Annotated in this window: 10 protein-coding genes; 6 read left to right on the top strand and 4 right to left on the bottom strand. The window is 69.7% G+C overall.

What is annotated here, in order from left to right; all coding sequences use genetic code 11:
- Positions 1-90 precede the first annotated feature (90 nt).
- Both AB0D57_RS39705 and AB0D57_RS39700 read right to left on the bottom strand, forming a co-directional pair.
- A complete protein-coding gene (locus tag AB0D57_RS39705) occupies positions 91-513 on the bottom strand; it encodes a DUF6114 domain-containing protein (protein WP_362085255.1) in 423 nt (140 codons plus the stop codon).
- Positions 513-1,178 (bottom strand): DUF6230 family protein, encoded by a 666-nt coding sequence (locus AB0D57_RS39700; protein WP_362085252.1) that lies wholly within the window; start codon positions 1,176-1,178, stop codon positions 513-515. The genes AB0D57_RS39705 and AB0D57_RS39700 overlap by 1 nt, the downstream gene beginning before the upstream one ends.
- A 757-nt stretch (positions 1,179-1,935) precedes the next feature.
- Here AB0D57_RS39700 and AB0D57_RS39695 point away from each other — a divergent pair.
- Positions 1,936-2,583 (top strand): Tat pathway signal sequence domain protein, encoded by a 648-nt coding sequence (locus AB0D57_RS39695; RefSeq protein ID WP_362085249.1) that lies wholly within the window; start codon positions 1,936-1,938, stop codon positions 2,581-2,583.
- 3 nt (positions 2,584-2,586) lie between these two features.
- Here AB0D57_RS39695 and AB0D57_RS39690 read toward each other — a convergent pair whose 3' ends face one another.
- On the bottom strand, positions 2,587-3,546 hold the full coding sequence (locus AB0D57_RS39690; RefSeq protein WP_362085246.1) for a lytic polysaccharide monooxygenase: 960 nt from the start codon (positions 3,544-3,546) through the stop codon (positions 2,587-2,589).
- Between the two features lie 519 nt (positions 3,547-4,065).
- On the opposite strand from AB0D57_RS39690, the gene AB0D57_RS39685 reads away from it, so the two are divergent.
- From AB0D57_RS39685 to AB0D57_RS39670, 4 genes are all read left to right on the top strand, one after another.
- On the top strand, positions 4,066-5,790 hold the full coding sequence (locus tag AB0D57_RS39685; protein WP_362085258.1) for a S8 family serine peptidase: 1,725 nt from the start codon (positions 4,066-4,068) through the stop codon (positions 5,788-5,790).
- A 101-nt stretch (positions 5,791-5,891) separates the two neighbouring features.
- Positions 5,892-7,058 (top strand): damage-control phosphatase ARMT1 family protein, encoded by a 1,167-nt coding sequence (locus AB0D57_RS39680; RefSeq protein WP_362085243.1) that lies wholly within the window; start codon positions 5,892-5,894, stop codon positions 7,056-7,058.
- Between the two features lie 104 nt (positions 7,059-7,162).
- Positions 7,163-9,577, top strand: a complete 2,415-nt coding sequence (locus AB0D57_RS39675) for a terpene synthase family protein (RefSeq protein WP_362085240.1) — start codon at positions 7,163-7,165, stop codon at positions 9,575-9,577.
- Between the two features lie 269 nt (positions 9,578-9,846).
- On the top strand, positions 9,847-10,458 hold the full coding sequence (locus AB0D57_RS39670) for a PDZ domain-containing protein (protein ID WP_362085236.1): 612 nt from the start codon (positions 9,847-9,849) through the stop codon (positions 10,456-10,458).
- 2 nt (positions 10,459-10,460) lie between these two features.
- Here the strand turns inward: AB0D57_RS39670 and AB0D57_RS39665 are convergent, their stop codons facing one another.
- On the bottom strand, positions 10,461-11,213 hold the full coding sequence (locus tag AB0D57_RS39665) for a phosphodiesterase (RefSeq protein WP_362085232.1): 753 nt from the start codon (positions 11,211-11,213) through the stop codon (positions 10,461-10,463).
- A gap of 215 nt (positions 11,214-11,428) precedes the next feature.
- On the opposite strand from AB0D57_RS39665, the gene AB0D57_RS39660 reads away from it, so the two are divergent.
- Positions 11,429-12,544 (top strand): aminopeptidase P family protein, encoded by a 1,116-nt coding sequence (locus AB0D57_RS39660; RefSeq protein WP_362085229.1) that lies wholly within the window; start codon positions 11,429-11,431, stop codon positions 12,542-12,544.
- Positions 12,545-12,579 lie beyond the last annotated feature (35 nt).

The following is a 12,579-nucleotide window of genomic DNA, read 5'->3' as shown; positions in this document are numbered from 1 at the left end:
AGCCGAGAGTGGGGGAGTCGGCAACCGACGACAACGCCGCAGATGGGCGTGCCAGACCCCGCGTCTGCGGCATGATCCGCCGGACAGGCCCTAGGCCTCGGTTGCCGCCTGCTGCTGTCGCTGCCGGCGGCGGCGCAGCAGGCGCCCCCGCGGCTCCTGGTCGGGGAGCCAGCCGAAGGCCAGGCAACTGCCGGTCATTCCGAGGAGGAGGCCGATGAAGAAGCCGCCGAGGTTGGAGGTGACCCAGGTGCCGAGGGTGAGCAGGATGCCGAGCAGGGAGTAGAAGAGGCGCTGCGCCGGGTTGAAGAGGATCAGCAGACCGCAGAGCAGCATCACCGCCGGCAGCAGGTAACCCGCCATGCCCTGCATGCCGATGTGCATGACGACCTTCAGGGACGCCTTCTCGGTGAGGAGGATCTCCGCCCCGCCCAGGGCGAGCAGCAGCCCGCCCCAGAAGGGGCGGTGCGCACGCCACTGCCGGAAACCGGACCGCAGATCCCGGACGGAGGACATCAGCAGCCCGTGCCGCTGAAGCCGAGCTTGAGGCCTGGGAGCTTGAACACCGCCGCGGTGGTCGCGTAGTTGGTCTGCCGCAGATTGGCGATGCGGACGGTGTCGGACTGCTGGCTGAAGACGCCGATGGGGCCTTGGACCCCGGCCTTGGTCAGCGTGCTCGCGTCGTTGCCGATCTCGATGTTCTCGAAGGACGCGTCGCCCGACAGTTCGGTCGAGTCGGTCGTCAGATTGGTCGCCTGCACCTTGTCCTTGCCGCTGCCCGCCCTGATGACCAGGTTCGTACCGCCCAGGTCGACGCTCTGGCACAGGTTGGTGAGTGTCGCGTTCTTGATCGCGGAGGTGACGATCAGGACCTGGCCGCCGGTGCCGCCGGCGTTCGGACTGCCCTCGGCCATGTTGTCGAGGCCGCCGAACTGCTCGAAGCCGGTTCCGTTCAGCTCCGTGGCGGTGACCGTGAACGGCATGCCCGAGATGGCGAACTGCACGCCCAGCGCGCCTTCCGCGGTGAGGATCATCAGTCCCGCGGCGATCGCGGTGGCAGGCACCGCCATCACCGCCGCGCGGCGCAGGCGGACCCGCCCGCGTCTGCCGGGCCCGGAACCGCTTTCCGGGTTCTCGGGGTTCTCTGAGGTGGACGCCGTGGCGTCCGAGGACGAGGCCATGTGTGCTCCCTGGGCATAGTCAACGCAGGTGGGGCTTCAGTGGCACGTTGTCCTGGCGCGGACAGCGGCTGCCGCGCAACGCCTCCTCACAACTCCCGGCGATCGCAAGGGCTTTCTCGTTACGCAGCAGTAGCCAACGCGGAAGTTACCGGGGGTTACATTCGAGGGTCAAGGGACTTGTGGCAAAAGGATGTTGATTGTGTTCCAACTGTGTGCACGAGTGCCTGGATGGACCGCGCTGACCTTCAACTTCCTTGCTCTGTCTTGACGTTGACCATTCATCAGGTCTACAACTCTCCCTTGTTTCCCCGGATCCGTGGCGCCGGATCCGCAGCGCGGCGCATTGTCACCCTCCCGGCCCCCGCCTTGTCGTGGGGCGTATGTGACGCCTCTGAACGTGCCGCGCGATCCCTCTCACCTCCTCTACCACCTCCCCCCCATGGCACCGGAACGGCCGCCTTCCCCCCTTTGGGGCCGTGTCCGGTGGTCCTGATGCCGCTGCTGGTCCGTCGCGTACGGAGAAGGCGCCACGGGCCGGCAGCGGCCGCCAAGCCCTGCCGTACCGGCAGTGGCTTCCTGGTCTCTGTCGTACCGGCAGTGGCTTCCTGGTCTCTGTCGTACCGGCAGTGGCTTCCTGGTCTCTGTCGTACCGGCAGTGGCCTCCCGGCTCCTGTCGCACCGGCAGTGGCTTCCCGCCCCGCACCCGTTCGGGGAAACCCCGCACCCCGTCTGAGCAATCTGAGAAAGAGGCACCCCCATGCGTACTCGATCCCTGCTCGCCCTCGTCGGTGTCGCCGCCGCGCTCTCGGCCTCCGCGATCTCCCCCGCCGCCGCGGAGGACACCCCGGTGCTCACCACCGGCGGTGTCGCCGTCGCGAACGGTGACGTTCTCAACGCCTCGCTGGCGAGCGGCACCGCGGCCACGCTCTACTCCAGCAGCACCGGCACGAGCGGCGTCTCCTGTGCCGCCTCGGGCTTCACCGCCTCCGTCACCGACAACCCGACGGCACCGGGCGCGGCCACCGAGTCGCTCACCGACCACACCTTCAGCAGTTGCACCAGCAATGTCCTCGGTGTCCTCGGCGTCACCAGCATCAAGGTCGACAACCTGCCGTACACCACCACGGTCTCCTCCGCCGGCGCGGTCACCGTCACCCCGGCCGCCGGCTCGACCATCCAGACCACCCTGGTACTGCGCACCCTGCTGGGCAGCATCACCTGTGTCTACCAGGCGCCCAGCCTGACCGGCACAGCGAGCAACACCGACAACAGCATCGCCTTCGTCAACCAGCAGTTTACGAAGTCCTCGGGCTCGTCCCTGTGCTTCAGCAACGGCTACTTCACCGCCAAGTACGCGCCCGTCACCGACACCACCCAGGGGGGCGGTGTGGTCACCGTCAACTGACCTTCAGCGGCGGCGTCGCAACGTGATCGCGACGCCCGCGGTGAGAAGGAACGCGGCCGCTCCCCCCGCCCCCGCGACGAGGGGGAGCGAGCTGCCGCCGCCGGACGAACTGTCGGCGGCCGGGGCGAGGTTGTCGGGCGCGGTCACCTGTGGCGGCGGTGGCGTGGTCTTCCGCGCGGGTGACGGTGACGTGGTCGCTTCCTGAGTCCCTTCACTCTGGGTCCCCTGTGCCGTCTTGCTCGGCGACGGCGTTGACGACGACGGTGAAGACGTCTGCCGTGCCGCCGCCGTGTTCGCCGGCGCGGCCGCCCCCGTACCGCCGCCACCGGCTGGGAAGACCACGTCCGAGCACGAGTAGTACGTGTCCGCCGTGCTCGTGTTCTGCCAGATCGTGAAGAGCATCTGGCGGCCGGTCCGGTCGGACGGCAGTGTGCCCTTGACGCGGTAGGCGCCGTTCACCAGCGCCGGATCGGTGGCCGTGGCGAACGGTTTCTCCGGCAGGTCGGACCACTTCAACGGCTTGGCCGGGTCGTACCCGGGCTTGGTCAGAAACAGCTTGAAGATCCCCGTGTGCGGGATCGTCGAGCTGTACGCGAGAGTGAAGGGCGCGCCCGGCGTCAGACGCGTCGAGGGCCAGTCGGCGCGGGCGAGGTCGAGCCCCTTGTAGGCGGACAGACCTCCGCTGCACAGCTGCCCGTCGGGGATCACCTGGCGGTCCCTGCCGTTGACGCCGGCCACCCGGAGGTTGTCCCAGGCGGTGAAGGGCGCGCCGTTCGCAGCGATCGCCGCCTTGCAGGCCGCGCTTTGGATCCGGCTGCCGCCCTCGGGCGAGCACGCCACCACCCGGCTGACCGGATCCGTCGGTGCGCCGTGCGCCTGGGCCGGACCCACGGCCCACGTCATGAGAAGCAGCGGAGTCGCCACGGCGACGGCGGCCGCGGTGGCGGTGCGGTGGGCGGTCATCCGGTGGGTCTCCTCGGCGGGTGGGGGAAGTCGGGAAGCGGGGGCACCGTGAAGTACGGCAACCAGCTGCCGCGTGTTCAGATCCGCGACCCGGAGGAAAGCGGCCGTGCGGGTACGGCCACGATCGGCGCGAACGTGGACACTCCAGGTCAACTGACCGCCTCCGAGGGTTGGTTACCGGCCGGATCGAGGGTTTCCCCTGTATCCGTAGTACCTGGGCTTTACCTATCGTTCGATCACAGCTGACCCACAGGCAACCCCTGATCGGTCGCTGGCGCATGGCCGGCCACCGCGCCGCTTCTGGAATTGCACCCCCCGCCGCTTCGACGACGAAGCGATTCGACCGCTGCTCCGTGCTGCCCCGCGATGCTCTGTCATGCCCCGCGCGGCCCGGAGCCGGCCACGAAAGGCAAGCCCTTGCGTCCCACCCCCACTCCCTCCGGTTCCCGCTCCGGTTCCCGCGACGCCGGACGGAAGCTGATATCCGTCGCCGCGATATCCGCCGCCGTACTGGCCGGAATGACCACCTCGGTCGCCGCCGCCCCGACGTCCACCGACAAGGCCGAGGTCACCCCGGCCGCACAGGCCGTGGCCGCTCCCACCGAGCGACTCATCGTCGGCTACAAGTCCGGTGCCGCCGAGGCCAAGTCCAACTCCGCCGCCTCCGCCGACGCCGAGGCCAAGGGCAAGGAGGCGGGCGAGAACCTCGACTTCACCCGCCGCCTCGGCACCGGCGCGGCCCTCGTCGACCTGGGCGACGAGCTCGGCAAGAAGGACGTCGCCGATGTCATCGCTCAGTACCAGGCCGACCCGCAGGTCGCGTACGCCGTACCGGACCGCCTGAACACGCCGAAGGCCGACCCGAACGACACCGAGTACGCCAAGCAGTGGGACCTCTTCGAGTCCACGGCCGGCATGAACGTCCCGGGTGCCTGGACCACTGCCACCGGCAGCGGCGTCACCGTCGCCGTCATCGACACCGGCTACGTCACCCACTCCGACCTGGCCGCGAACATCGTCGCCGGCTACGACTTCATCTCCGACACCGCGGTCTCGGTCGACGGCAACGGGCGTGACAGCAACCCGGCCGACCCGGGCGACTACTACGCGGCCAACGAGTGCGGCTCCGGCATCCCGGCCAGCGACTCCTCCTGGCACGGCACCCACGTGGCCGGCACCATCGCCGCGGTCACCAACAACAGCAAGGGCATCGCCGGCATCGCGTACGGCGCGAAGATCTCCCCGGTGCGTGTGCTCGGCAAGTGCGGCGGCTACGACTCCGACATCATCGACGCCATCACCTGGGCGTCCGGCGGCACCGTCTCCGGTGTTCCCGCCAACGCCAACGTGGCCAAGGTCATCAACATGAGCCTGGGCGGCGACGGCGCCTGCAGCTCGGCGACCCAGAGCGCCATCACCGCCGCCGTGAACCGCGGTACGACCGTCGTCGTGGCCGCCGGCAACGAGAACGACAACGTGGCGAACCACTCGCCGGGCAACTGCGGCAACGTGATCTCGGTCGCCGCGACCAACCGCACCGGTGCCAAGGCCTCGTACTCCAACTACGGTTCCCTCGTGGACATCTCGGCGCCCGGCGGCCAGACCAGCACCGGCACCGCGAACGGCATCCTGTCCACGCTGAACTCCGGCGCGAGCACGCCGTCCTCGGAGTCGTACGAGTACTACCAGGGCACCAGCATGGCCACCCCGCACATCGCGGGCCTGGCGGCGCTGATGAAGTCGGCGAACTCCTCGCTGACCCCGGCCCAGATCGAGTTGGCCATCAAGACCAACGCCCGTGCGCTTCCCGGGGCCTGCTCGGGCGGCTGTGGCGCCGGTCTCGCGGACGCGGCCAAGACGGTGCAGGCGGTGAGCGGCTCCGGTGGCTCCACGGGCGGCACCACCTTCACCAGCGGCTCGGCCGTCTCCATCCCGGACAACGGCTCGGCGATCGAGTCCTCCCTCGCGGTCAGCGGCATCAGCGGCAGTGCGCCGTCGGCCCTCCAGGTCGGCGTCGACATCACCCACACCTACCGCGGTGACCTGGTCCTCGACCTGGTCGCGCCGGACGGCTCGACGTACCGCCTGAAGGCCTCGAGCACCTCGGATTCCGCGGACAACGTCAACACCACCTACTCCGTGAACGCCTCCAGCGAGACCGCGAACGGCACCTGGAAGCTCCGCGTCCAGGACACGGCCGCGCAGGACACCGGCACCCTCAACAGCTGGAAACTGACCTTCTGAGCAGGGCCTAGGGGTATACGGGGGGAGGGGCGGCCGACGCGCGTGTGTCGACCGCCCCTTTCGGCTCGGCCGGGCCCGGCTCGGCCGGTACGGTGAGCCGCATGTCTGAACCCGTCGACGCGCCCGTGATCCTCAGCAATGTGCCGGGCTCGTTCCCGTGGAGTGTGCTGGCCGAGCGGCATCCGGCACTCATCCGCAAGGTGCGGGACGCCTTCCCGTACGGCCCCGAGCAGCACCGCGCGCTCGACGCCCTGCTGAAGAGCGCCACCGACGGCGTCATCGAGCCGCTCGGCGCGCGGGCGGCGGACCGGGAGCAGTGGGAGAAGTGGGGTGGGCCGGCGTACTTCGGCCGCTCCTGGTTCGATGTGCCCTTCCTCTGGTCCGAAAGCTACTTCTACCGCCAACTCCTCGAAGCGGTCGGCTATTTCACCCCCGGCCCCTGGAGAGGCATCGATCCCTTCCGCCCCTTCAAGCTCGCGGAACTCGACACCCCGGAGGCGGACGAGGAACTGGCGGCGCTGGACGAACTCGCGCACCGGACGGTCGAGGACCAGGAGGAAGCACTGCTGCACGGCTCGCTGTGGGGCAACCGCGCCGACCTCGGCTTCCGCCTGGCCGGCGCCGAGGGGCAGACGTCAGCGGACTCGCAACTCGTGGCGAACGACAGCGACTTGCTGCGGTCACTGTTCGCCGGAGGCACCCTCTGCCTGGTCGCGGACAACTCCGGCCGGGAACTCATCCCCGACCTGCTCCTCATCGACCACCTCCTGCGCCACCGACGCGTCGAGCGGACCGTCCTGCACGTGAAGCCGTACCCGTACTACGTGTCCGACGCCACCACCGCCGACGTGGTCGACGCCCTGCGCCACCTCACGAACGCGAAGGGGGCGGCCCGCGAGTCCGGCCGACGCCTGTGGTCGGCCATGACCGACGGCCGGCTCACCGTCCGGGCCCATGCCTTCTCCTGCGCCCCGCTGCCGTACGCCGACATGCCCGACGACCTCCGCCGGGAGTTCGCCGAGGCCGACGTCACTGTCATGAAGGGCGACCTCAACTACCGTCGCCTCATCGGCGACCGACTCCGGCCGGCCACCACGCCCTTCGCCGTGCCGACGGCTTACTTCCCCGGCCCGGTCGCCGCCCTGCGCACCCTCAAGTCGGACGTGATCGTCGGTCTGGACGCCCGTACGGAGACGGAACTCGTGGCGACGGAGGAGCAGCGCTGGCGCACGAGCGGCACCCACGCGCTGATCCAGGCCCGGAGCTGAGATCTGGCGAAGCTCAACCTTTAGACCGACCGGCAATTCACGCGATGGTGTGATCATGTCCCGGCCTGTGGATGCCCCCGAAAGACCCTGGGTAGGGCCCGGCCATGACGCAGCCGTTCGAACTTCCGCACTTCTACATGCCGTATCCCGCGCGGCTGAACCCGCACCTCGACGAGGCACGCGCCCACACGGTCGAGTGGGCCCGCGGAATGGGCATGCTGGAAGGCTCCGGCATCTGGGACCAGTCCGATCTCGACGCGCACGACTACGGGCTGCTCTGCGCGTACACGCACCCCGACTGCGACGGCCCGGCGCTCTCGCTCATCACCGACTGGTACGTGTGGGTGTTCTTCTTCGACGACCACTTCCTGGAGACCTTCAAACGCACCCAGGACCGCGACGGCGGCAAGGCCTACCTGGACCGGTTGCCCCTCTTCATGCCGCTGGACCTCTCGACGCCCGTACCGGAGCCGGAGAACCCGGTCGAGGCGGGGCTCGCCGACCTCTGGGCGCGCACGGTGCCCTCGATGTCCATGGAGTGGCGCCGGAGATTCTCGGTCTCCACGGAGCATCTGCTCAATGAGTCGCTGTGGGAGCTCTCCAACATCAATGAGGGGCGGATCGCCAACCCCGTCGAGTACATCGAGATGCGCCGCAAGGTGGGCGGCGCCCCCTGGTCGGCGGGGCTCGTCGAGTACGCGACCGCCGAAGTGCCCGCGTCCGTCGCCGGGTCGAGGCCACTGCGGGTGCTGATGGAGACGTTCTCCGACGGCGTGCATCTGCGCAACGACCTGTTCTCGTACCAGCGTGAGGTCGAGGAGGAGGGCGAGCTCAGCAACGGCATCCTCGTCCTGGAGACCTTCTTCGGCTGCACCACCCAGCAAGCCGCCGAGACCGTCAACGACATCCTCACCTCGCGCCTGCACCAGTTCGAGCACACGGCGTTCACCGAGGTGCCCGCGCTCGCCGTGGAGAAGGGCCTCGCCCCGGACCAGGTCGCGGCGGTCGCCGCCTACACCCAGGGGCTCCAGGACTGGCAGTCGGGCGGCCACGAGTGGCACCTGCGCTCCAGCCGCTACATGAACGAGGGCGCGATGGAGGGCAGCCGGCCGCTCGGCCTCACCGAGTTCGGGACCTCCGCCGTCGACATCGGCGCCCTGCTCTCCGCGGCCGGCGCGGAGCGGCTGCGCAGGTACCACCACGTCCCGTACCAGAAGGTCGGCCCGTCCCGGCTCCCCGACTTCCACATGCCCTTCGAACTCTTCCTCAGCCCCCACCTGGACGGCGCCCGCGACCGCCTCACCGGCTGGATGTACGAGATGGGCATGCTCAAGGAGGGCGTCTGGGACGAGGACAAACTGGAGGCGTACGATCTTCCGCTGTGCGCGGCCGGCATCCACCCGGACGCCACCGAGGAGGCACTCGACCTCAGCTCACAGTGGCTGGCCTGGGGCACGTACGGCGACGACTACTACCCGCTCGTCTTCGGCCACCGCCGCGACCTGGCGGCCGCCAAGCTGACCACCGAACGCCTCTCGGCCTGCATGCCCGTCAACGGCGAACCCACCCCGGTCCCGGCCAACGCCATGGAACACGGCCTCCTCGATCTGTGGGAACGCACGACGGCGAAGATGACGCCGGACGAGCGGCGCAAGCTCCGGGGCGACGTGGACAAGATGACGGAGAGCTGGGTGTGGGAGCTGTCGAACCAGCTTCAGCACCGTATCCCCGACCCGATCGACTACCTGGAGATGCGCCGCGCCACCTTCGGCTCCGACCTCACCCTGAACCTGTGCCGCCTGGGCCACGGCCCCAAGCTCCCGCAGGAGGTCTACCGCAGCGGTCCCGTCCGGTCGCTGGAGAACGCCGCCATCGACTACGGGATGCTGATCAACGACGTCTTCTCGTACCAGAAGGAGATCGAGTACGAGGGCGAGGTCCACAACGCCATCCTCGTCGTGCAGAACTTCTTCGGCTGCGACTACCCGACCGGGCTCGGCATCATCCACGACCTGATGACCCAGCGCATGCAGCAGTTCCAGCACGTCGCCGCCCATGAACTGCCCATCCTGTACGAGGACTTCAAGCTCTCACAGGAGGAGCGCGGGATCATGGACGGTTATGTGGTGCAACTCCAGAACTGGCTCTCCGGAATCCTGAAGTGGCACCAGGACTGCCATCGCTACGGCGCCGCGGACCTGGCCCGCCGCGCCCACGGCTTCGTCCCCGACCGCGCACCCGCGGTGCCCTACGGCGGGACGGAAGCCGGACCGCGGCGGGCGCCGGGACCAGCGTCCGCGTTCAGCCCGCCGTCGGCGCCGGCGGCCGTGCCGGTGCCCGTCCCCCGGGACGCGGACGCGGACACGAAGGCGAAGGCGAAGGCGAAGGCGGAAGCCGTGGCGGAGCTCGATCTGGACGTCGCAGAGCGAGCCACGCCGTCGTTCAGTCCGCCGAAGGGGGTCGGAGCCGCCGCGGAGTTCATCCTGCCGAAGGCCCCGGCGGTGCCGATTCCACAGTGACGCCCGTGGTCCCGGCGAGGCTCCGCTCGACGCCCTTAGCGGACCTCCTCGGCGAGCGCCACGTCGACAGCCGCCGTCTTGGCGAGGGCGTGGTGCTCCACCGACAACAGGACATCGCCGAGAAAACCTCGACCTCGTCGACGCCCGGGGGCCGGCAAACCCCTCGAACGCGCTCGACAGTCTCACTCGTTCGTGAATCGTCGTGCGCCGGTGCGCCGGGTAGAGCAACAGCCGGGGGCGGTCCCTAGAGCATCTGCCGGAGGCGATCCATGGAACAGACCGCGTTGCGACCCAAGCCGATGCCCGGTCAGGAGCCGGGCGGCGGCCGTCCGTCCGGCACCACCCGGCGCCCGCATGCGGCGCGGCGCCGCGGCAAGCGGCTGACGTCCCTGCTCTTCGGCCTCTTCGTCGGGACCGTCCTGGTCCTTTCGGGCGTCGGACTCGGCACCGTGGGTGCCACGGTGATCGGCATGAGCAAGCTGGCGGACCTGCAGAAGCAGGCGACCGGCGCCCCTCCGTCCGGCGACTTCAAGTCGGCGCCGAACAGCCGGAATTCAGCACAGACGCAGGAGTCCACCAACGAGACCGCCAAGGAGCCCGCCGAAGAACCGGCGAAGGCAACGCTCGCTCTCGAGGTCGTCGATGTCCCCGAGAGCGAGGGCGCACTCGTCGTAGGCGTCCACGTCCCGGGCCCCGGCTACACGGCGGGCCTGGTCCGCGGCGACGTCCTGCTCGCCTTCGGCGACACCCGGGTCTGGTCGGCCGCCGACCTCGCCCGCGCGGTCGCGTCCGCGCACCCCGGGAGCGCCGTCACCCTCACCGTGCGGCGCTCGGACGGTGAGAGGCGGCAACTGTCCACGGTCCCAGGAATCGTGACCTGAGGTCAGACCACCTTGAAGTGGCTCGTCAACCGTCCCTCGTCGTCCAGCACGTGGAACGCGAACCCGGGAGGGGCGTCCCGGTCGGCGGCCCCCTCTCCTTCCCAGGGCAGCCGCAGCGTCCACGTCACCCCGGGGCCGACGACGAGCGGTCGCCCGGCGAAGACGGTCGAGGCGGGCGTGTGCGCATGCCCGGTGACGAGCCCGACGACCTCGGGCCGACGCTCCATCAGGGCGGCCAGGGCATGTGGCCGGCGCAGCTGGTACCCGTCCGGGAGCGGATGATGCAGTGCCACCGGTGGGTGGTGGAAGGCGAGCAGCGCCGGAAGGCCGCCGTCCAGCTCGTCGAGGGTCGCCTCGATCCAGTCGTACGTCTCCTCGTCGAGGTCGCCCTCGTCGCGTCCCGGAATGCTGGAGTCGCACATCAGTACGGCGGCGTCATCGAAGAGGTGCACGCTGTTGACCGGCCCCTCGGACGCGGGTTCCCCGAGCAGGGCCTTGCGGTAGGGGGCGCGGCTGTCGTGGTTGCCCGGGCAGATGAGTACGGGGAAGGGGGCTTCCCTGTCGCGCAGCCCGAGCAGGCGCGCCGCGTCCTCGTACTCGGTCTCCGTGCCGTGATCCGCGATGTCACCGGTCACCAGCAGCGCGTCCACCCGTCCGGGCAGCTCCCACAGCCGGTCTCGCACCCGCTCGGCCCGCTCGGTTGCCCGCTGGGTCCCGTCGAGATGCAGATCGCTGATGTGTGCCAGTACGAGCATGGCCCTCGCCCTCCCCTTGATGTCCACCTGTCCGCGCGCCCGCTTTAATGGGACCATGTGAATGCAACCATTAGATCTAACGGCATGGCAATACTTAGCCGTTAGCAGGGCTCGCGGACTGACGACATGGCCGCAACCGGCTCGCGTGCGCATCGGCAAAAGGGCAGGATGCTGCCCGTAGCCCCTGGGGAAACTGCGGACAGACGGAGGCATGGATGACCGGCACGCCCGCGCCCTTCACCGCCGGTGACTACCAGGCCCGTATGCGGCGCGCGGCCGAGACCGCCGCGGACGCCGGGCTCGACGGCGTCCTGATCGCCCCCGGGCCCGATCTGGTGTGGCTGACCGGCTACCGGCCCGTGGAGACCGAGCGGCTCACTCTGTTGGTACTCAGGGCCGGACAGGACCCCGTCCTGGTCGTGCCCACCCTGGAGGCCCCGGACGCGGCAGCGGCGGCACCCATGCTGACCCTCCGGGACTGGACCGACGGCAAGGACCCGTACGAGGCGACCGCGTCGCTCCTGGCGGGCAACGGCCGCTTCGGAGTCAGCGACAACGCCTGGGCCCTGCACCTGCTCGGCCTCCAGGAGCGGCTGCCCGACACGCGCTACGCGGCCCTCACCGAGGCCCTGCCGATGCTGCGGGCGGTCAAGGACGCGGCGGAACTGGGGCGGTTGGCGGCCGCCGGGGCGGCCGCTGACGCAACGTACGAGGAAATCCGGAAAGTTCCCTTCGCCGGGCGCCGGGAGACCGACGTCGCCACCGACCTCGCCGATCTGCTGCGCCGGTTCGGGCACGCGCAGGTCGACTTCACCATCGTCGCCTCGGGCCCCAACGGCGCCAACCCGCACCACGAGGCGGGCGAGCGCGTCATCGAGCGGGGCGACATGGTCGTCCTCGACTTCGGCGGCCTCAAGCACGGCTACGGCTCCGACACCTCCCGCACGGTGCACGTCGGCGAACCGGACGACGAGGAGCGCAAGGTGCACGACATCGTGCGCGCCGCCCAGGAGGCGGGCGTCGCCGCGGTCAGGCCCGGCGCCACCTGCCAGGACGTCGACCGGGCGGCCCGGGCGGTCATCACCGAGGCCGGATACGGCGAGTACTTCATCCACCGCACCGGGCACGGCATCGGCGTCACCACCCACGAACCGCCCTACATGATCGAGGGTGAGCAGCAGCCCCTCGTACCCGGGATGTGCTTCTCCGTGGAGCCCGGCATCTATCTGCCCGGCCGCTTCGGAGTGCGCATCGAGGACATCGTGACGGTGACCGAGGAGAGCGGACGGCGCCTCAACACCACGTCCCGCGAGATGGCGATCGTCGACTGACCGACAACCGACCACCGACCACCAGAAGCACTACC

Source organism: Streptomyces sp. NPDC048275 (genome assembly GCF_040652275.1).
Taxonomy (GTDB): Bacteria; Actinomycetota; Actinomycetes; order Streptomycetales; family Streptomycetaceae; genus Streptomyces.
The sequence above is the reverse complement of the archived record's forward strand: the minus strand, read 5'-3'. Positions and strand labels throughout refer to the sequence as shown.